The sequence below is a fragment of the Enterobacter sp. BNK-16 genome, assembly GCF_048684955.1.
GTDB classification, from domain to species: domain Bacteria; phylum Pseudomonadota; class Gammaproteobacteria; order Enterobacterales; family Enterobacteriaceae; genus Enterobacter; species Enterobacter bugandensis.
In genome coordinates this window covers 1,036,293-1,056,343 of the sequence record NZ_JBLQTQ010000001.1, presented here as the reverse complement: position 1 = coordinate 1,056,343, position 20,051 = coordinate 1,036,293, and the positions used below count along the sequence as shown (strand labels likewise).

19 protein-coding genes and 1 pseudogene are annotated in these 20,051 nt (G+C 55.8%); 10 read left to right on the top strand and 10 right to left on the bottom strand.

Going from position 1 to position 20,051, the window contains the following annotated elements:
- Nucleotides 1–8: 8 nt before the first annotated feature.
- The 5 genes from ACMGGH_RS05085 to yihU are packed head-to-tail and all read right to left on the bottom strand — an operon-like array spanning nucleotide 9 to nucleotide 6,517.
- Nucleotides 9–1,391, bottom strand: coding sequence for an MFS transporter (locus ACMGGH_RS05085; protein WP_232949087.1), 1,383 nt, complete (start codon nucleotides 1,389–1,391; stop codon nucleotides 9–11).
- Nucleotides 1,392–1,436: 45 nt separating this feature from the next.
- On the bottom strand, nucleotides 1,437–3,461 hold the full coding sequence (locus tag ACMGGH_RS05080) for an alpha-glucosidase (RefSeq protein WP_045260225.1): 2,025 nt from the start codon (nucleotides 3,459–3,461) through the stop codon (nucleotides 1,437–1,439).
- Between the two features lie 16 nt (nucleotides 3,462–3,477).
- Entirely contained in the window at nucleotides 3,478–4,719 is a 1,242-nt protein-coding gene (gene yihS / locus ACMGGH_RS05075) for a sulfoquinovose isomerase (protein ID WP_023345127.1), read from the bottom strand.
- Between the two features lie 14 nt (nucleotides 4,720–4,733).
- Nucleotides 4,734–5,609: a sulfofructosephosphate aldolase gene (gene yihT / locus ACMGGH_RS05070; RefSeq protein ID WP_232949086.1), complete on the bottom strand. Its 876-nt coding sequence runs from the start codon at nucleotides 5,607–5,609 to the stop codon at nucleotides 4,734–4,736.
- A 17-nt stretch (nucleotides 5,610–5,626) separates the two neighbouring features.
- Nucleotides 5,627–6,517 carry a sulfolactaldehyde 3-reductase gene (gene yihU, locus ACMGGH_RS05065; RefSeq protein ID WP_232949085.1) on the bottom strand — a complete coding sequence of 297 codons (891 nt, stop codon included), beginning with the start codon at nucleotides 6,515–6,517 and terminating at the stop codon, nucleotides 5,627–5,629.
- A gap of 155 nt (nucleotides 6,518–6,672) precedes the next feature.
- On the opposite strand from yihU, the gene ACMGGH_RS05060 reads away from it, so the two are divergent.
- Both ACMGGH_RS05060 and ACMGGH_RS05055 read left to right on the top strand, forming a co-directional pair.
- Nucleotides 6,673–7,569: a sugar kinase gene (locus tag ACMGGH_RS05060; protein ID WP_232949084.1), complete on the top strand. Its 897-nt coding sequence runs from the start codon at nucleotides 6,673–6,675 to the stop codon at nucleotides 7,567–7,569.
- 34 nt (nucleotides 7,570–7,603) lie between these two features.
- Nucleotides 7,604–8,398 carry a DeoR/GlpR family DNA-binding transcription regulator gene (locus tag ACMGGH_RS05055; protein WP_420299073.1) on the top strand — a complete coding sequence of 265 codons (795 nt, stop codon included), beginning with the start codon at nucleotides 7,604–7,606 and terminating at the stop codon, nucleotides 8,396–8,398.
- Nucleotides 8,399–8,433: 35 nt separating this feature from the next.
- On the opposite strand, the gene ACMGGH_RS05050 is transcribed toward ACMGGH_RS05055, so the two are convergent.
- Both ACMGGH_RS05050 and ACMGGH_RS05045 read right to left on the bottom strand, forming a co-directional pair.
- Entirely contained in the window at nucleotides 8,434–11,364 is a 2,931-nt protein-coding gene (locus tag ACMGGH_RS05050; RefSeq protein ID WP_232949082.1) for an autotransporter outer membrane beta-barrel domain-containing protein, read from the bottom strand.
- Nucleotides 11,365–11,435: 71 nt separating this feature from the next.
- Entirely contained in the window at nucleotides 11,436–12,053 is a 618-nt protein-coding gene (locus tag ACMGGH_RS05045; protein ID WP_028014880.1) for a transcriptional regulator, read from the bottom strand.
- A gap of 547 nt (nucleotides 12,054–12,600) precedes the next feature.
- On the opposite strand from ACMGGH_RS05045, the gene ACMGGH_RS05040 reads away from it, so the two are divergent.
- The 8 genes and pseudogenes from ACMGGH_RS05040 to nadS all read left to right on the top strand — a co-directional run bounded on the left by ACMGGH_RS05040 (nucleotide 12,601) and on the right by nadS (nucleotide 17,543).
- The gene (locus ACMGGH_RS05040) at nucleotides 12,601–13,344 is read left to right on the top strand and encodes a winged helix-turn-helix domain-containing protein (RefSeq protein ID WP_232949081.1); all 744 of its coding nucleotides are present in this window, start codon (nucleotides 12,601–12,603) and stop codon (nucleotides 13,342–13,344) included.
- Nucleotides 13,341–13,811, top strand: coding sequence for a hypothetical protein (locus ACMGGH_RS05035; RefSeq protein WP_028014878.1), 471 nt, complete (start codon nucleotides 13,341–13,343; stop codon nucleotides 13,809–13,811). The genes ACMGGH_RS05040 and ACMGGH_RS05035 overlap by 4 nt, the downstream gene beginning before the upstream one ends.
- Nucleotides 13,812–13,898: 87 nt before the next feature.
- Nucleotides 13,899–14,498, top strand: coding sequence for a glucose-1-phosphatase (gene yihX, locus ACMGGH_RS05030; protein ID WP_047745778.1), 600 nt, complete (start codon nucleotides 13,899–13,901; stop codon nucleotides 14,496–14,498).
- A complete protein-coding gene (locus ACMGGH_RS05025) occupies nucleotides 14,492–15,373 on the top strand; it encodes a virulence factor BrkB family protein (RefSeq protein WP_045260235.1) in 882 nt (293 codons plus the stop codon). Before yihX ends, ACMGGH_RS05025 begins: the two co-directional genes overlap by 7 nt.
- Nucleotides 15,370–15,807 (top strand): D-aminoacyl-tRNA deacylase, encoded by a 438-nt coding sequence (gene dtd, locus ACMGGH_RS05020; protein WP_008501836.1) that lies wholly within the window; start codon nucleotides 15,370–15,372, stop codon nucleotides 15,805–15,807. The genes ACMGGH_RS05025 and dtd overlap by 4 nt, the downstream gene beginning before the upstream one ends.
- Nucleotides 15,808–15,851: 44 nt before the next feature.
- Nucleotides 15,852–16,787, top strand: a pseudogene (fabY, locus tag ACMGGH_RS05015) (fatty acid biosynthesis protein FabY); the annotation flags it as partial.
- A gap of 153 nt (nucleotides 16,788–16,940) precedes the next feature.
- Nucleotides 16,941–17,252 carry a hypothetical protein gene (locus tag ACMGGH_RS05010; protein WP_047366784.1) on the top strand — a complete coding sequence of 104 codons (312 nt, stop codon included), beginning with the start codon at nucleotides 16,941–16,943 and terminating at the stop codon, nucleotides 17,250–17,252.
- Complete coding sequence (gene nadS, locus ACMGGH_RS05005; protein WP_047366785.1) at nucleotides 17,253–17,543, top strand: NadS family protein; 291 nt, start codon at nucleotides 17,253–17,255, stop codon at nucleotides 17,541–17,543.
- A gap of 41 nt (nucleotides 17,544–17,584) precedes the next feature.
- Here the strand turns inward: nadS and fdhE are convergent, their stop codons facing one another.
- The 3 genes from fdhE to fdxH are packed head-to-tail and all read right to left on the bottom strand — an operon-like array spanning nucleotide 17,585 to nucleotide 20,045.
- Nucleotides 17,585–18,514 (bottom strand): formate dehydrogenase accessory protein FdhE, encoded by a 930-nt coding sequence (gene fdhE, locus ACMGGH_RS05000; RefSeq protein ID WP_028014872.1) that lies wholly within the window; start codon nucleotides 18,512–18,514, stop codon nucleotides 17,585–17,587.
- Nucleotides 18,511–19,146, bottom strand: a complete 636-nt coding sequence (gene fdoI / locus ACMGGH_RS04995; RefSeq protein WP_015569914.1) for a formate dehydrogenase cytochrome b556 subunit — start codon at nucleotides 19,144–19,146, stop codon at nucleotides 18,511–18,513. The genes fdhE and fdoI overlap by 4 nt, the downstream gene beginning before the upstream one ends.
- Nucleotides 19,143–20,045 carry a formate dehydrogenase subunit beta gene (gene fdxH, locus ACMGGH_RS04990; RefSeq protein WP_003861960.1) on the bottom strand — a complete coding sequence of 301 codons (903 nt, stop codon included), beginning with the start codon at nucleotides 20,043–20,045 and terminating at the stop codon, nucleotides 19,143–19,145. Before fdxH ends, fdoI begins: the two co-directional genes overlap by 4 nt.
- Nucleotides 20,046–20,051 lie beyond the last annotated feature (6 nt).

The window sequence follows — 20,051 nt, the reverse complement described above, 5'->3', positions numbered from 1 at the left end:
CACGTCATTTAGGCCGTACGTTTGCGCAGTTCGATCTCTTCCACGATGCGCACATACATCTTCTCGTTGAGGTTGTAGAAGCAGCCCATCGCCACGATGGTGATGACCGCCAGCAGGCTCGGGTAGATAAATATCAGCTGCCGCAGCCCTTCAACCGTCCCGGCGGACTGCACCACGTTCGGTACGTAGCCGATCTGGGTGAGCATGATCCCCGGGAAGAAGCCGGCCAGCGCCTGGGATACCTTTCTGAAGAAGGTAAAGCCGGTGTAGACCGTCCCTTCGGAGCGCACGCCGGTGCGCCACTCGCCGTATTCCACGGTATCGGACACTAGCGCCCAGTTCAGACTGTTCACGAACGCGGAGCCGAAGAACGCCAGGCAGGAAAACGCCACAAAGCTCACCGAGCCGCCGCCGAAGAAGTAGTTGAGCAGGTCGCCCGCCACCCAAATTGCCAGCCCGCTGATGTAGACCTTTTTCTTGCCGAAGCGCCGCACCGCGCCGGGCATCATAAAGACGCCGATAAAAATACAGCCCATGCTGAAGAAGCCCATGTACGACAGCAGGATCGGGTCGTTCAGCACGTACTGCGTGTAGTAGACCTGAATGGCGAGCTTAACGTTAAACGCGCCCAGCGTGCACAGGTTCGCGATACACAGGATAAACAGCGGACGGTTCCCGGCAATGGCGCGAAACGACTGCAACAGCCCCGGCTTTTGCGCCGGGTTAGCAGGCTGCGTCTCGACGTAACGCTCGGTGACGCCCTTATAGCACCACCACATAAAGAACAGCCCGAACAGCGAGAAGAGAGTGGCGGCAAAGATGTAGCCAAGCTGGTCGTTACCCTCAATCAGGTTCATCACCGGGACAAAGCCCACCGTACAGAGCAGCAGGCCGAGCGTGGCGCCGCCCTGACGCCAGGCCGCCAGCGAGGCGCGCTCGTCCGGGTTTTTGGTGATGGCGGGCACCATCGCGCCGTAAGAGCAGTTCATCATGCTGAAGAACAGGCCGTACAGCATGAACAGCACCGTTGCTATCACCGTTTTGCCGGTCATCTCAAATGGCGTACCGACGAAGTTGGCAATTGCCAGTAAGGTCACCGGGAAGGCGGCATACAGCACGAACGGGCGGAATTTCCCTTTCGGGCCAATCTTGCGTCGGGAGTCGAGCATGATACCGGTGCCCATATCGGTGAAGGCGGTAAAAAACTTCGCAATCAGGAAGATAATCCCGCCGTAGGTGCCGGGCAGCCCCAGCACGTCGGTGTAAAACTTCAGCAAATAGAGCGTGCCGATATCCAGCAGGATGTTAGAGCCGAGATCGCCCATCCCGTAGGCGAGTTTTTCTTTAAACGGCAGGCGTAGGGTTGCCGGATCGGAAGTATGTTGACTCATTATTGTTCTCCGTCTGCCCGCAGGTTTCCCTGCGGGCGAGCCTTATCAGATATCACGTAAGGTGCTAAACAAATCTGCCCATTCGCTGTGCTGGCGATAGAAGACCGGCGGCTTGCCGATCGGGGCATCAACGGTCACGTCACCGCCCTGGCAGATGTCCCCTGTCCACGCATTGACCCAGCTGTCCTGCGGCAGATAGAGCGACCAGTCCCGGCGGCCCTCTTCATGAACCGGTGCCACCAGCAGATCGCGGCCAAACAGGTACTGGTATTTCAGCGTGTAGGCGCGCGCGTCGTCCTCATAGTGCAGGAACAGCGGACGCATCACCGGCAGGCCGCTTTTCGCGTTCTGCGCAACCGCAGCTTTGATGTACGGCTTCAGGGTGGTGAACACGGTGGTCATGCGCGCGAAGTGCGCGATGGTTTCCGCATCGCCGTCGAACTGCCAGTTGTCGCCAGGGCGGTTGCCCTCGTGGGTACGCATCATCGGCGTAAAGGCGCTGAAGTCGCACCAGCGCAGCAGCAGCTCCTTGCTGCGCTTCATCTCGAACAGGGTGGTATAGCCGCCGATGTCGCTGTGGTGCAGGCCGTGCCCGGTCATCGCCAGCGACAGCGCCGCAGGGATGACGGACGCCAGGCCGTCATCCAGGCTCCAGTCGACGTTCTGATCCCCCGCCCACATCATCACCGAGTGCTTCTGGCTGCCGGTGTAGCCCGCGCGCATGAAGAACAGGATCTCGCCGAGTTTGCCGGTCTCCTGAAGCGCCTCGTAGTTACATTTCGCCCACAGGGCAGGCCAGGCGTTATGCATGATCTCCGCGCTCACGCCGTTGTGCAGGAAGGTATCGGTCGGCAAATATTCCCCGAAATCGGCCATCCAGCCGCCGCAGCCCAGTTCGATCAGGTTCTTTTTAATGACCTCTTTGTACCAGCCGTAGGCTTCCGGGTTGGTCAGGTCGATAACGCCCGCGTAGAACTCGCCGAATTCAACGTGGTAGTCCTCACCGTTGGCGTTTTTGGTCAGATAGCCGCGTTTCGCCGCCTCTTCGCAGAGATCTTTATCACTGGCGACGTACGGGTTGATATAGGAGAGGAACTGCACCCCTTCCTGTTTCCACTTCGCAATCCGTTCATCAAGCTGCGGATAGAGTTCGCTGTTCCACTTCCAGTTCCACATCACGCGTTTGCCGAAGGAGGTCATGCGGATGCCGGACCAGTCCTGCGCCCAGATGCCGTTTACCTTCACGCCGCCCTCGCGCATGGCGTCGAGCTTCTGCTGGCACACCTCGGTGCCGCCCTGTATGCCCAGCGTCACGCCGTCGTACACCCAGTCCGGCAGCTCAGGCTGACGTCCCAGCAGGCCGGTCAGTTTTTCCAGCAGATCGACGTAGGTTTGTGCACATTCGAAGCGCAGCGTGGCGTTATCTTCCCAGAACGCCAGCTCGTGGAAATCCGGCGCGCTGAAGTCAAAGTTCATGTAGCAGCTGTTATCCACGTGGCAGTAGTACTTCTGGGTGCTCACGAAGGTAGGCTGCGGAAAGAAGGTCCAGTAGTAATCGCCGCCCGCGTTCTCTTTGCAGTCGGCCTGCCAGGTGACGTAGGTCTGCTTGTTGCGGCCCACGCCCTGCTCGCTGGTCCACAGCGGGAACGGCTTGCCGCGCAGATCGAAGTACGAGAACTGCTCGCCGCAGCCGTAGATATGATCTTCCGGCTGCGCCGCCAGCCGCAGCCAGATGCGGTTATGGCTGGCGGCATCATTTTTCAGCTTCAGCTCCAGACGGCCTTCCGCATCCACGCCCACCAGCAGGGTCGCGCTTACCGCGTCGCCGCGTGTAAAGCGGATGGCCCAGCCCGCGCTTTGCTGCGAGACGGTCGCGTCCGTCAGGGCAATCTTTTCGTTGAGCTTGTCTTTAATGCTGAAATTGCCGCGAAACATCTCGATATCGGCTTCGCCTGCTCCGATCCACAGGCAAGGCGCTTCTTCGGAGTGGGATAAAATCAGGCGATCCTGCCAGCGCAGGGTGAAGCCACGTTCGTTATTTTTCAGGTCAATATTGTGTAGGGTACGCATAAAAACTCCGTCTTTATTATTTGGCCTGGCTATCCAGCAATCCGGCGGCGACGGCAGGCGCTAAGCCCGGCGCCAGCGGCAGGCGGGGGATCACCAGGCAGTGCAGCAGATGGTAAATATCCTGCTTGCCGTCCCAGACTTTGGTGGTCACTTCGTTATTGGTGTCCAGCTCCTGCCACCAGGAACCGTTTTCGTAATCCATCAGGTACTTGATGCAGTAATCCCACCACTTCTGATACCAGGCTTCGTACTGCGCTTCGCCGGTCACGGTATAGAGGGCATAGGCCGTGCCCATCGCCTCGACGATTGGCCAGCGCACGCGTTCGCGAACGATAGGCTTGCCGTCCCAGCCCACGGAGTAGACAAACCCGTCGGCGCCGTCGGGTGCCCAGGCGTCGCGGATGGTGGCGTGGAACAGGCCTTTCGCATCTTCCAGCAGCCATTCAGGTGGAGTTTCAAAGCGCGCTTCCAGCGCGGCGCGCAGGTGCAGCATCAGGCGGCCCCACTCAATCCAGTGCCCCGGCGTGCCGCCGTAGGCGCGGAAGCGGTGAGCAGGGTTATCGATGTTGTAATCGCGGATCGGGTTCCAGTCGGTGTCGAAATGCTCGTTAACGCGATACTCACCTTTGCGCGCCACGTCGTGAATAATCACCGAGGCGATGCGCAGGGCGCGGTCGAGCCACTTACGGTCATGGGTTACGTCATAGACAATCAGGAAGGCTTCCACGGCGTGCATGTTGGCGTTACCGCCGCGGTAATCTTCCGTTTTGCTGAAGGCTTCATCCCAGGACTCGAGGCACATCTGCTCCTGTTCGCTCCAGAAGTAGCGCTCAATCACCTCGATGGCATCGTCCAGCAGCTTGCGTGCCTGCGGGTGTCCGGTGGTGACGGCGCTCGCCGCGCCCAGCAGGACGAAGAAGTGCTGATAACCCTGCTTGGAGGCATCAATGACGCCTTCATCGTTTACACAGGCGTACCAGCCGCCGTGCTGTTTGTCGCGCAGCGGGCCGTTGAGGGCATTGATGCCGTGTTCAACCAGGGCATACGCGCCGGGACGGCCCATGTTCGCCGCCACCGCGTACACGTGAAGCATGCGGGCGGTGATCCACAGATGGGTGCCCATATCGCTGCGAACCTGCCCGTTATTGCCCAGCCAGCCAAAGCCGGTCGGTACGGCGGCGTTTTTGCCGAAATCGAGAATGCGGTCGGTCTCTTGTTCGAGCCAGCGGTTGTGGCTCAGGGTGTTAAACCATTTCATGTTCGGGTCCTTTCTTAACGGCGAGCCATCATTTCGTCGACGATCTCACCCAGACGCTGAAGTTTTGGTACGGAAATATCACGCAGCATCAGGTCGGTATCCGGCAGGCCAATCACCGATGACCAGACGGCGCGACCGGCTAAAAAGCCCGATGCCCCAGCCTGCATCGCCACGCTCACGGCGCGCGGGAACAGCTTATCGTCCACACCGGAGGAGAGGATCACCCACGGCATGGCGATGTTCTCGTTCAGCTTCTGCGAGGCCGCCAGCAGTTCCTGCTGCGTGCCCTTACCAAACAGCGGCATCTCCACCTTGTAGAGGTCGGCACCGCTGTCGCCCAGCTCTTTAGCCGCATCGATAATCGCCTGTTCGCGGTTAAATTCGGCTCCGTGACGCGGCGGACGCACCACAGGCTCGATAATGCTCAGCAGCCCGTTGTCGTGGCACAGCGTATTGAACGCTTTCACCATCTCCAGGCGCTGCTGCGGATCTTCATCGCTACGCCACAGCACCAGCAGCTTGAGCGCCTTGCCGCCGTCGCGTTTGACCGCCTGCGCGTCGATGCTTTTGTCGATCACCACGCTGTCGACCGGAATACCGTTCCCCGGAATAAACTCGTCGGCCGCCACAATCATCGCGCAGCTGTTGGCTACGGCCTGCTGCTCCACAATCTGGCGATAGCAGAACTGCTGGTCGACGAGAATGGCAGAGGCGTACGGCGACAGAATCTTCGCCGCGTTGACCTTAAAATCCGTCAGGTGCTGGTCGGTTACCGGCACCGGCGCGCCTGCGGCGGCAAACATCAGGCGCATCGCTTCGCGCTGATCCACGGCCAGCATTGCAAAACCGCCGGAAGGTCGGGTGATATCTTTCAGGGTGTACATCGTCATTCCTCAGTCCTTTCGTATCAGTGTGATTTTTTCAGCCCGGCATATGCGCGAACCTGTTCTAGAATGGCCGTCCAGTCTTCGCGCCCGCGCCCGGCGGCGCGAGCCTGGTTGTAAACTTCGCGGGACGCCGCGCCCAGCGGCATCGGAACGTGGAGCTGGTTAGCCACGTCCAGGGCGATCCCCAGATCTTTATGCGCAAGGTCGATCATGAAGGCCGGGGAAAGATCGCCTTTCAGCACCTTGTTCGGCCATGAGGTGGTGAAGTGGCCTTTACCCGCCGGCGTGCCGTTCATCACCTTCAGCGCCACGTCAAAGGAGAGGCCAAGCGCTTCACATAGCACGGCCGCCTCGGCGGAAAGCGCGTTCAGGGCGATGCTCATGTAGTTATTGATGAGCTTTACGCGGATGCCCATGCCCGGCCCGCCGGCGTTAATCAGCTCATTGCCCATCGCCATTAAGACGGGGGTGGCGCGTTCCACCTGCTGCGCGGTGCCGCCCGCCAGCAGAAGCAGCGTGCCGGCGATGGCATGGTCGGACGTGCGTCCCACGGGCACGTCCATCAGGCTGAAGCCGCGTTCAGCCATGTCACGGATCAGCGCGTCGGTTTGCAGCGGGTGGATGGTGGACATATCAATCACCAGCGCGTCGCGGGATAACCCTTCGCACACGCCGTGCTCGCCGAACAGCACGCTGCGCACCAGGTCGCCGTTTGGCAGCATGGTAATGACGAATTCGGCGTCCGTTGCGGCCTGAGCAGGCGTAGCCGCCGCCCGTGCGCCGCTCTCTACCAGCGCCTGAACCGCCTGCGGGTTCACGTCAAACACGTTAAGCTGGTGGCCTTGATTCAACAGATTCTTCGCCATTGGCGCGCCCATCTGCCCTAAACCGATAAATGCGATTGCTGACATGCCTCTCTCCTGTCACATCGTGTCAATTTTTGCGCGTTTGTGTTGTCTTTTTTTGATCGTATTTGTAATTTATAGTCAAAAAATTGACACGGGTCACTTTTTAAACATTTGGTGAAATTAAAATGAAGGCATCAGAAATCGCAGAAGGAATCACCATGACTCGCATCGTTTGTGTCGGCATTACCGTGCTGGATCGCATCTGGTATCTCGATGATTTACCAAAGGAAGGTGGGAAATATGTCGCAAAGGACTATACGGAAGTGGGGGGCGGCCCGGCGGCAACTGCGGCTGTGGCGGCGGCGAAACTGGGCGCGGAAGTGGATTTTATTGGCCGGGTGGGGGACGACGATACCGGCAGACGGCTGCTGGCGGAGCTGGAATCCCTGGGGGTGAACACCCGCTATACACGCGTGTTTAAAGGTGCCCGATCGTCACAATCGGCGGTGCTGGTGGACGCAGGCGGAGAACGAGTGATTGCCAACTACCCCAGCCCCGATCTGCCCGCCGAGGCAGACTGGCTGCATGAAATCGACTTTTCCCAGTGGGATATTGTCTTAGCAGACGTGCGCTGGCATGACGGGGCAAAACAGGCGTTTACCCTGGCCCGTCAGCAGGGCGTTCCTACTTTGCTTGATGCCGACGTTACCCCGCAGGACATCGCGGAGCTGATAGCCTTAAGCGACCACGCGGCCTTCTCCGCGCCGGGCCTGCGGCGACTAACTCAGTTGGATAAAGCAGAAGATGCTCTTAAAAAAGCACAAATGCTCACAAATGGACATGTGTATGTCACTCAGGGGCGAGACGGCTGCTACTGGCTGGAAAACAGCGCCTTGTGTCATCAATCCGGCTTTGAGGTGAAGGTGGTGGATACCACCGGCGCGGGCGACGTTTTCCACGGCGCGCTGGCGTTCAGCCTGGGACAGCAATCCACCGCCGCAGACGCCGTGCGTTTTGCCAGCGCCGTCGCAGCCCTGAAATGCACAAAGCCCGGCGGGCGCGCGGGTATACCCGACTGTGATCAAACCCGCTCTTTTTTGTCACTTTTTGTATAAAATGCGGGGCGTGATGGTTTTCAGAGGACAGCCCATGAGCCTTACCGAACTGACCGGCAACCCGCGTCACGATCAGCTGCTAATGCTGATTGCCGATCGCGGCTATATGAACATTGATGAACTGGCGCAGCTGCTGGACGTGTCGACGCAAACGGTGCGCCGGGATATCCGTAAGCTCAGCGAGCAGGGGCTGATCACGCGCCATCACGGCGGCGCGGGCAGGGCATCCAGCGTGGTGAACACGGCGTTCGAACAGCGCGAAGTGTCGCTTACCGAAGAGAAGCGGGCGATTGCCGAGGCGATTGCGGACTATATTCCCGACGGCTCAACTATTTTCATCACCATCGGCACGACCGTAGAGCACGTTGCCCGGGCGCTGCTTAACCATAATCATCTGCGCATCATCACCAACAGCCTGCGGGTGGCGCATATTCTGTATAAGAACCCGCGCTTTGAAGTGATGGTGCCGGGCGGCACGCTGCGCCCGCACAACGGCGGCATTATCGGGCCTGCGGCGACGGCGTTTGTGTCTGGTTTTCGGGCGGACTATCTCGTGACCAGCGTCGGTGCGATTGAGCACGACGGCGCGATGATGGAGTTTGACGTGAATGAAGCCAGCGTGGTGAAAACCATGATGGCCCACTCTCGCCACATTTTGCTGGCGGCCGATCATACGAAATTTAACGCATCCGCCGCGGTGGAAATTGGCAACGTGGCGCAGACAACGGCTCTTTTCACCGATGAGATGCCCGGCTCGGCGCTGCAAAATCATCTGAAATCCAGCAAGGTTGAAACGGTGCTGGCCTGTACCAGCGATGATATCGCCTGAAGCAAAAAGCCGCTGATTTCTCAGCGGCTTTTTTGTTATTTGAAGCTGTATTTTATCCCCAGCATTCCCTGCGTATCGCTGTAGCCTTTATCGCCAATCTGCTGTGCCACATTGCCCCAGACGCTAAGCTGCGGGGTAATCTGCCCCTCTACGCCCGTCTTTAACTCACCAATATTGCGCGTACCGCGCATCTCATTGCTGACGTCATCCATGCGGATACGCGTGGTCTGGGTATTGTGGATCCAGTTCGCTTCAATAAACGGCTGTAAGGTGCGTGATTTAGCGTCATCCATCGCGTTATGTCCGCTGATATAGGCCTTCACGCCGAGACGCGTCATCAGGTTGCCCTGGGTTTCGTCTTTCACCCGCGTGCCGTTACGCTCGCGATGGTCGTCAGCCTGCACGTCCATCCAAACGGCCTGCGCCTTCGGCTGGATCCAGTAACTGTTGCGGCCGCTTTTACCCGCCTTAACGCTATAGCCCGCTTCGACAGAGGCGGTTACGCCGCTGGAGCGATAACGCTCGGTCGCCTGGTCCTGCCCCATCACCTTATTGTCAAACCAGTTATACAGCACCCAGCTATCAACGTAGGTGCCGCTTTTATCGGCTTCGTTTGCGTACCAGGTACCGTACAGACCTACGCTATAGCCATTCACTTCGCCACGTGAGTGGTATCCGGTCAGGCTGGAAGCGCTCCGGCTCTGGCTGTTACCGTAGCCCGCCATCAGGCCAAGATGCCAGCGGTCCAGGCCATCTGTGCTCCATTGGGCGATATCGCCACCCAACTGCAGTACGTAACGGTTGGCTGTCGTTTTTAGCTGGCCGCTGCCGTCGTTGAAACGCGCATGCCCGCCGACGTTTCGCATCCAAAGGCTCGTCACTTTTTGCTCGCCGGTGAGCATGTCGGTGTACTGCGTTTCACCCAGACGATCGTGCAGGCGGGTCATAAACAGCGTATTTGCCGCATAGCTGTTTGCCTGATAGCTGCCAAATTCTGGGCGATACTGATGCTCGCTTTTCGGCGGCGCAGGTGGCGGTACCGGTTCTTGCGGCGGAATCACCGGGTCGACGGGCGGATCTACCGGGACGACAGGCGGGTCGACAGGGTCAACAGGTGGATCCACCGGGTCAACAGGCGGGTCGACGGGGTCGACCGGTGGGTCTACCGGGTCAACAGGAGGATCTACCGGGTCGATTGGTGGGTCAACGGGTTCAGCCAGGCTGGTCAGAAACCAGTTCTTACCTTTCTGCACAACGTTATAGTCATAACCCCCCGCTACGATACGGCTGGCCTTCTCAAACGTTCCCTCCGAGTTGCCGCCAACGCTGACTATTTCAATCCCTTCAACGGTTTGTGCGCCTGCACCACCAATGTTGTTTACGTCAACCGCGGTACGACCGGATGTGTTTCCTTCAACAATCAGCCTGTCAGTTTCAGAGGTATCATCAGACAGCACGGTATTGAAAACCAGCTTGCCGCCGTTGCCTGTGTAATCCTCGTTGATGGTCAGGGTTTGCCAGGCCGCGTCCTCAGCATGCTGGAAATTTATCGTGCCGCCCGCGTTCAGGGTCAGGCTGGTCAACGTTGAGCTGTCGCGCATATTCCAGACGGCATCATTCATCGTAAGCGCAAGAGTACCGGTCCCGGCAGCGTTGCTTTCTATGTACGATGCTCCGTTCCACAGCGAGCTGTTACCCATTGTCAGCATAATGGTACTGTTTTGTGCCGGAAGGGTACTGTTGGCCGCGACGCCACCTGCGGCGAGGATATCGCCGTTAAGGAGGAATTTTCCGCCTGCAGAGGCATCAATAATTCCGCCATTGCTGGCGTTCAGGGCATAGCTACCCTGGTCGCGCTGGCCTGCGGTGGTAATGGTTGCCCCACCGTCGAGCGTTATCACGCCGCGTGACCAGGCATACATCCCGTGCGGTGCCTGGGCGGAGCTGCTGGTTTTCTCGCTGCTGTTGACCGCAATGGTGACGTTATCTCCCACATTTACCGCTGCTGTGTAAGCGTAGATGCCATGCGCGCTGGCACCGTTGGTGGTGATGGTCGCGCCTTCATCAAGGGTGATGGTTGACGAGCCGGTAGAGTACACGCCGGAGGCACTGGCTGCGTCGGTGGTAATGGTCGCTTTTTTTCCCAGCTCGATTCTGGAGGCAGAACCCGCATACAGGCCGTAGGCCGAGGTGCCAAATGTTTCGATGGTGGCCTCATCCCCCAGACGGACGGATGAGCCGCTCTGGTTGGTACGAATCCCCTCGGCGTAGGTACCCCGCGTCACAATATGCGCACGATCGCCGACGACAATGTTATTTTTGGCCTTCGAGGCATCATTCAGTGCATAGGCGCTAATACCGCGACCGGTACTGCCGGTGGTTTCGATATAGAGATCGTCACCCACATAAATATTGGCGGAGCCGAGAGAACCCTGGCTGAAGGAGCTGTACCCGGCATTGATGCCATCGCCGCTTTGGCCATTAACGTAAATGTGGGTGCGGTCGCCGGTAATGATAAATACCGGGTTATTCGGCGTGTTCATACCGTGGGTACGAATACCGTCGACATCTTTACCGTTATTGGCAGCCGCTTTTGACTGGGTACGAATAGTCAGGTCGTCACCAAATATCACCCCCGGGCTGCCGGACGTGGAGTTCTGAATAACGGTCACGGAGTGCTCAAAGGCTTCCGCCCCCGGCCCTTCGAGAGTGATCCCATCCCCGTAGACTGGAATATTGCCCGGGCTGTACTGGTAGACATAGTTAGGATCGCTGGTATTTTTGCTAAAGTTCGCGTTTGCCGTTGCAGGAATCAGCGCCTGTATTTCCGCAGGCAAATCCGTTACTGCTCCGGTGGCTGGTAAATTAGCAAAATCGATAACTGCAGCATTCGCGGTAAATAGCGCTGACGATAGTGCCAGCGAAATCGCAACGGCGACAGGTGAATGTTTCAATAAATATGGCATAACTGCCCCCTTTCTTTCAGGCGTAAAACATCCTCCACACCATTAAATGTGGGCATGTTAAGAAGTTGAAATTACAAAATAGAAACGAGTATTTTATGAATGCTGGTACCTAACTTCCTCTCTAATCGTATTTTATGAACGTAAATTTTTTTCACATCAACGCTGGTTGTTTTTATTATCTCCCGGAGACACACCCCTGAAATAAGTCTGTTAAGTAAAGTGAATTCAACAGTGTTCAGGGTATTACCACGCCTGCTGCTCACTCGCCTGCCGGAAAAAAGATGGTTAATTTTTTCCTGCAATATAGCGTCATCGTCATCTGAATAAATAATCCCCTTTATTTCACTGTGGTGAGCGAAAAAGTAGTGAGCCAACGCCTCCAGTTTACGGTCCGCGATAAGCACGATGTGCATGTTGGTCATCGCCAGATGTTCAATCCATTGCGGATCGACAAGCAGGCGCAGGTTATACATCGAAAAATCTACAAAAATAAATCCGCGTAATAAATGATTCTTGTTCCCAGACAATATTTTATTTTCTACTGCAAGTTGCAGGAAATGATTTCCCACCGGCCAAACTGCGAAGGAGGCGCTGCCACAGTATTGTGAACGCACCGTGTTATCCGGAAATAACTGACAGGACAATTCGCAGCTTATACAGCGGACAACCTTTCGCGACGATGTTATCATCCAGTCCACTCCTGTCTTATTTTCATTATCAATATTTCACTGCCTTTCAAATGTGTCAATCTTGAAACATATCCAGCGTTTCTGTCGTATTTATGAGAAATAATGCCAGAGAAAATAAATTCCTGGCTGTCTCTATTCTTGCAGGCCGCAGACATAGCGACAGAACATTGATTACCAGACCTTACCCAGGAATATTCATCAATCCATTAAGATTATTCGGCAAAAACAACCACGGAATGAAATTGACGAAATAGCACTAATAGCTAAAGATTCGTCACCTCGATCTTCCTGAACGTCAGTCTTTTCTCAACGTGTGGCTCAATATAATTATTTGACCTGGTGAAGTGTAATGAAATCTCATTATGTCCTTTTAGCTGAGGCTCACCTAAGAAAACCGACTTGTAATCAATTGAAAAATAATGCGATGTTTCTAATCTTAGGTACGGGTGTGTCGCGCTCTGATCCTTCTGACCTATACTGTTGTTAAATATACGTATGTTTTTTGGGTTTGTGGGGTTAAATATTGTTATTGCAGAGGAAAGTAAAATTGTATCTTATTAACAAGCTGGTCGAGTATGACCCGGAAAACAAAACCCTGGCGAATCATATTACCGGGCGCACGATACATTTGCAGCTTCCTGCCAATCTCTGCTTTCTTTATCTCGTTACCCATCCTGGCGAAATAATTTCGCAAAATCAGTTAATGGTGGTGGGATGGGGTGAGCGTAACGATGTCACCACACCGAATACCTTTTACCAGGCCATTTTGACATTGCGCAATGCGCTGGCTGAAGTGGGGTTGCCGCGCGATACGGTAAAAACGATTTCGCGTCGCGGGCTGACGCTTTCCGAAGCCACCCAGGTTGAAGTATTTACCCCAACCGCCGAGCCGGTAATTGCCAGTGAAGACGTGGCAATAGCCGAAGGCACCGCGATGAAGAAGCCGGCGTGGTTAATAATAGCCACCGCTACGCTTTTTCTGATCGCGCTTATTAACGGGGTCATATTATATAAACATCACCAGAACATGCCGTTTAGTCACTACATTCCACTTTCAATGGGCAGCACGACCAACGCCTGCCAACTCTTTTATGCACCTAATGAACATATGCAGGACCATTACCTTCGCTTGTTAAAAAATTATCCCAGCCTGTGTGCCGGAAACCGATACGTTTTTCTCATCGGCTATAGTAAAACGGAGCGAATCGCGGCGTTTGTCTGTAATAACGATGCGCGACATGACGCGGCAGCGTTATGTACCACGCATTATTTTTGGGCGCATGAGCAATGATGACACTCGGGAATCGTATTATTTTGCTGGCGGCGTTGCTGGGGGCTGCTATTACCAGCGGCTGGCTAGCGTATTCGCATTTTTCGAGTGCGCCGATACGCTGTACAGGTGATGTGGAGTGGACGATTGGTAAAAACCGATTTGTAGGAACGGTTTCATGGAGAATGCAGCATCGGGAAGGGACCGCTGTCATTAATGGTAAACTGTTTGGTCACGTGGTTTCTGAAGTTAACCGCACCATCTATTTCCACTACAGCGATCACCAGAACGCGCGCGTATTAAATAACGATCGTATTGTTAAAACCTTCGCCGATAGTGCGGATGAGGCTGATATCAATGCAACGCTACCGGGTTTTTATCGCACGCCGGGAAGAGATCTGAGCCTGATGATTGATGAGTACCGTGGAGCGTGGCTTTTTGCCGCGTCGAACGTCCCTTCGCTGTACTGCCGTAAAAACGCGCCGTAAAAATCAATCGCACACCTTAGACGGCACGCATAGTCAAATCTCGTGATTCCCGCTACAGTTATCTCTCCACGGCGAAAGGAGATAAACATGCTTTATATCTTTGACTTAGGAAACGTAATCGTCGATATCGATTTTAACAGGGTGCTGGGTGCCTGGAGCGACTTTAGCCGTGTGCCGCTGGCGACGTTAAAGCAGGATTTCGCGATGGGTGAGACCTTCCATCAGCATGAACGCGGCGAGATTAGCGATGAAGAGTTTGCTGAACGCTTCTGCCAGGAGATGGGGCTTTCGTTAAGCTATGAACAATTTTCTCACGGCTGGCAGGCGGTATTCGTGGCGATTCGCCCTGAAGTGATCGACATTATGCACAAACTGCGCGAGCAGGGGCACCGGGTGGTCGTGCTGTCTAACACCAACCGTCTGCACACGACCTTCTGGCCAGAGGAATATCCCGAAGTTAAGGCGGCGGCAGATAAGATCTATCTTTCGCAAGAGATGGGTATGCGTAAGCCTGAAGCGCGAATTTATCAGGCTGTTTTGCAGGCAGAGGGATGCACCGCGGCCGATGCGGTCTTTTTCGATGACAACGCCGATAATATAGAGGGAGCTAACCAGTTGGGTATCACGTCAATTCTGGTGACCGGAAAAGAGACGATACCAAACTACTTTGCGAAGCAGTTATGCTAAAAACCGTTCATCAAAAAGCCACGCATCATACTCGCCCGCTGAGGGCCTGGCTGAAGTTGCTCTGGCACCGCATTGATGAGGACAACATGACCACGCTGGCGGGTAACCTCGCCTACGTGTCGTTGCTCTCATTAGTGCCGCTGGTGGCGGTGATCTTTGCGCTCTTTTCCGCTTTCCCGATGTTCGCGGACGTTAGCCTCCAGCTTCGTCATTTCGTCTTCGCGAACTTCATCCCGGCCACCGGGGATGTTATCCAGAACTACATCGAGCAGTTTGTTGCTAACTCCAGCAAAATGACGGCGGTGGGGGCGTGCGGCCTTATCGTCACCGCGCTGCTGCTGATGTACTCTATCGACAGCGCGCTTAACACCATCTGGCGAAGCAAAAAAATCCGTCCTAAGGTCTATTCCTTTGCCGTCTACTGGATGATTTTAACGCTGGGGCCGTTGCTGGCTGGGGCGAGTCTGGCAATCAGTTCGTATCTTCTCTCCTTGCGCTGGGCGAGTGATTTAAACAGCGTGATTGATAACGTGCTGCGTATTTTTCCGCTGATCCTGTCCTGGCTCTCGTTCTGGCTGCTCTATAGCGTTGTACCGACCACGCGCGTGCCTAACCGCGATGCGGTAGTTGGGGCGCTGGTGGCGGCAGTGCTTTTTGAACTGGGTAAAAAAGGGTTTGCCCTTTACATCACCATGTTCCCGTCTTATCAGCTGATTTACGGCGTGCTGGCGGTGATCCCCATTTTGTTTGTCTGGGTTTACTGGACCTGGTGTATCGTCTTGCTTGGCGCCGAAATAACTGTCACTCTCGGCGTATACCGCGAACTTAAAAAAGCAGCAGAAGCTGAAAAACAATTAGAAGCAGACCAACCATGATTGCATTGATACAGCGCGTAACCCGTGCCAGCGTCACCGTGGAGGGAGAGGTGACGGGTGAAATTGGCCCAGGACTTTTGGTGTTGTTAGGTGTCGAAAAGGATGATGACGAACAAAAAGCGAACCGCTTATGCGAGCGCGTGCTGGGCTACCGCATATTCAGCGATGCGGAAGGCAAGATGAATCTGAACGTCCAGCAGGCGGGCGGCAGCGTGCTGGTGGTTTCCCAGTTTACGCTGGCAGCGGATACCGAGCGCGGCATGCGCCCGAGTTTCTCTAAAGGCGCAGCGCCGGATCGTGCAGAAGCACTTTACGAATACTTTGTTGAGCGTTGTCGCCAACAGGAAATGAATACGCAAACCGGACGATTCGCTGCAGATATGCAGGTCTCGCTGGTGAACGATGGCCCCGTCACATTCTGGCTCCAGGTATGAGCCAACTGGCGGCGTGGCCGCGGGTAACAAGAGAGAGTACAGCTATGTATCACCTTCGAGTACCGCAAACGGAAGAAGAGTTAGAAGCGTATTACCAGTTCCGCTGGGAAATGCTGCGCAAGCCACTGCATCAGCCAAAAGGATCTGAACGCGACGCCTGGGATGCGATGGCCCATCATCAGATGGTGATGGACGAAGAGGGCAACCTCGTCGCCGTCGGGCGACTGTATATCAACGCTGATAACGAAGCGTCGATTCGTTTTATGGCGGTTCACCCTTCCGTGCAGGATAAAGGGCTGGGGACGCTAATGGCGATGACGCTGGAGTCCGTCGCCCGTCAGGAAGGCGTTAAGCGCGTCACCTGTAGCGCCCGGGAAGATGCCGTGGAGTTTTTTGCCAAACTCGGTTTTGTTAACCAGGGTGAAATCACCGCTCCGCAAACCACGCCGATTCGCCACTTTTTGATGATCAAACCCATCGCCACGCTGGACGATATTCTTCATCGCGCGGACTGGTGCGGGCAGCTGCAGCAGGCCTGGTATGAACACATCCCTCTGAGTGAAAAGATGGGCGTGCGCATTCAGCAGTACACCGGGCAAAAATTCATTACCACCATGCCGGAAACCGGCAATCAGAACCCTCACCACACCCTGTTTGCCGGCAGCCTGTTTTCCCTGGCGACGCTCACCGGCTGGGGGCTGATCTGGCTGATGCTGCGCGAGCGTCATCTCGGCGGCACTATTATTCTTGCCGATGCCCATATTCGTTACAGCGCGCCGATCAGCGGCAAGCCGAGCGCGGTGGCCGACCTGGGCGCTTTGGGCGGCGATCTCGACCGCCTGGCTCGCGGACGTAAAGCACGTGTGCAGATGCAGGTTGAGCTGTTTGGCGATGATACGCCAGGCGCTGTGTTTGAAGGCACCTATATCGTTCTTCCTGCGAAGCCGTATGGCGCGTATGAAGAGGGGGGAACGAGGAAGAATAACGGTCTTCTGGAAAGCGGCTCGCAAATACACATCGTAGCAGGACGTATCCTTCGCTTTATTCGGCGTATCCCATTAACGTAATCAGCAAGGGGTACGTCATTGACGTACATTAGACATTTGTTACTATAAGCCAATGGCGTATGTTTAATGCTATTCATTGAAACGGACATTTTCACAGAAGACGTCAAAACGTTACTGGATGACGACGAATATCATCGGTTCCAGATATTCCTGGCGACACAACCGGAGTACGGCGATGTTATCCAGAATACGGGAGGCTTGCGAAAGATTCGCTGGCTTGCTGGCGGAAAGGGAAAGCGTGGTGGAGTCAGAGTTATCTATTTTTACCGTACGTGTGAGTTTGAAATCAGACTGCTGCTCATCTATCGCAAAGGGATTAAAGATGACCTGTCTGCGGGGGAGAAAGCTATTCTGAAAAAGATGATAGAGAGGTGGTAAATGGATAAGGCGCTGTTTGAGCGATTAACCCAAAGCGTTGGGCAAATGAACGAGATTGCCGAGGGCCAACGCGAGCCGTCGCGTATCTTTCAAATCGATGCGATGAAAATAAAAGAAATTCGTCAGGCATCCGGGTTGTCGCAGAGTAAATTCGCGACCTTAATCTCTGTCAGCGTTGATACATTGCGTAACTGGGAACAAGGCAGACGCTCGCCTACAGGCCCGGCTAAAGCGCTTTTGCGCGCTATTGCTAACGATCCTCAACATGTCATCCCTGCGCTATCGCAGTAATTAGCCCGGTTGCACTGAGGCTCACCGGGCTTTTATGGAGATTACTCCCCTTCACCCGGGAACAGGAACGGGTTAATCGAGCTACGGGCAAAGCCCTCCTGCTCCATCTTCGCATCCAGAATCAGCGAGGCGAGATCGTCGGCCACCGCTTCGACTTTCGGGTCTTTTTCCTGATACAGGATCTTCAGGTAGGTTCCGCAGTCGCCGCAGCTTTCGGCTTTCACCGCCGCGTCTTCATTTTCCAGCGACCAGTAGTTGAGATCGCGAGTCTGCTCGCAGTTGCTGCACTTCACGCGCACCACGTGCCACTCGGTTTCACACAGGTTGCAGTGCAGGTAGCGCAGCCCCTGCGTGGTCCCAATCTGCACCATGCTGGAGACCGGCATTGAGCCGCACACCGGGCAGAACTGGCGCGCTTCGCCGTATTCGGCGCGGGCTTTGCCCGGGATCAGGCTCGCCATTTGCGCCCAGTAGAGCGACAGCGCGGCCCAGATAAACGGCGCTTTATCGCTGCTGACCAGCGAGAAGTCGGAGGCAAACAGCGCGCTCGCCATCTCTTCCAGCTCCAGGTCAGAGGCTTTTTCCAGATTCTCGATGACCGCCAGCGCCGTGCCGCTCATCTCCGGCTTCAGCTCGGCAATCAGCGAATGAAGCAGCTTATGCCAGTGCTTGTCGCGCGGCAGGACGTGAATATCCAGCGGCGGCTTGCCCTGCTCGTTAGCTTCTTTGATGCGCGCGGTCAGGTCCATTTGCAGCGGGTGATCGTACAGCACCACCTCCTGCGCATGGGCGACCAGCGCGGCAAAACGCAGAAAATCGCCCAGCGGGTTGTTCTCTGCCAGCTCGCGCAGACGCTCTGCGCGGCGGTTGTAGAGGTTCTTGAGTCTGGGGAATAACAACGGCGGAATATACTCCGCCGTACGTTTCTCGCTCGACCCCAGCTCATCTTGCGGGATTATGCGAATACTCATTCAGATGACTTTTCCTGTTTCTGGCGGACTTCACGGTACCAGCGCGGGTGATGTTTCTTCGCCCACGTTTTGGTTACCCATCCTTCCACCATCGCGGTAATGGTGCCTTTCACCCAGAGGGCGGCGTAAATATGCACCATGATAACCACAATTAACGCCACTGCGGCAAATGAATGCAGCATTAGCGCAAATCGGATCACCGGGATTGAGAAAGCAGGCGCAAAGTACGGACGCCAGATGATCACGCCGCTCACCAGCAACAGGACCAGGAAGATAATCGCCGCCCAGAATACGCATTTCTGGCCGAAGTTATAACGCCCGGTATCACCCACTTCCTCGTTGACGACGATCTTACGAATATTCTTCGCCCAAAAGATATCATCCCGATTGATTAGGTTATGGTGCCAATAGCGGAAAAACATGATGATAAACGAGGCAAACATCACCACACCCACGAACGGGTGAAGGATGCGCGCCAGCTGCGGCGTGCCCAGGATCTGCATCAGCCAGTTGAAGGAGGGGAAGAAGAACCCCAGCCCGCTTATCGCCGCCAGCATGAAGCAGAAGGCGGTGACCCAGTGGTTGATGCGTTCCGGCGCGGTGTAGCGCACGATGGTGTCACGTTTTCTCATTTGCGCACCTCGTCTTTCTCTTCATGCAGGTTGTCGTCTTCCTCTTCCGCACGGTTCGGACCAACGCCGACGTAGTGGAAGATGCTCGCTGCGAAGGTGGCAGCAAAGCCCACCGCGGCCAGCGGTTTCCAGATGCCTTTCCAGAACTTCACGGTGGCGCTGATTTCCGGGTTCTCCGGCAGGCCGTGATACAGGTTCGGCTTGTCGGCGTGGTGCAGCACGTACATCACGTGCGTACCGCCAACCCCGGCCGGATCGTACAGGCCCGCGTTGTCGTAACCACGGGTTTTCAACTCGCCCACGCGCTCTGCCGCCAGCGTTTTCATATCCTCTTTGGAGCCAAAGTGGATAGCGCCGGTTGGGCAGGTCTTCACGCATGCAGGCTCCTGGCCCACGTTAACGCGGTCAACGCACAGGGTACATTTGTAGACGCGGTTGTCTTCCGGGTTCATGCGCGGCACGTCGAACGGACAGCCCGCGATGCAGTAGCCGCAGCCAATGCACTGCTCGGACTGGAAGTCGACGATGCCGTTGGCATACTGAATGATAGCCCCTTCTGACGGACACGCCTTCAGGCAGCCCGGATCCGCGCAGTGCATACAGCCGTCTTTGCGGATAAGCCATTCCAGTTTGTCGTTCTGCTCCACTTCCGAGAAACGCATTACCGTCCAGGACTTGGCGGTCAGGTCTGCCGGGTTGTCGTACACCCCGACGTTGTGACCCACTTCGTCACGGATGTCGTTCCACTCAGAGCAGGCCACCTGACAGGCTTTACAGCCGATACAGGTGGTCACGTCGATCAGCTTCGCCACTTCCTGCTGGTGGTCCCGCGCCTGAGGCGCGGGCGTGAAACCGTTAGTCGCGGAACGACGGATAATGTCTTGAGATTGATAAGCCATAAGTCG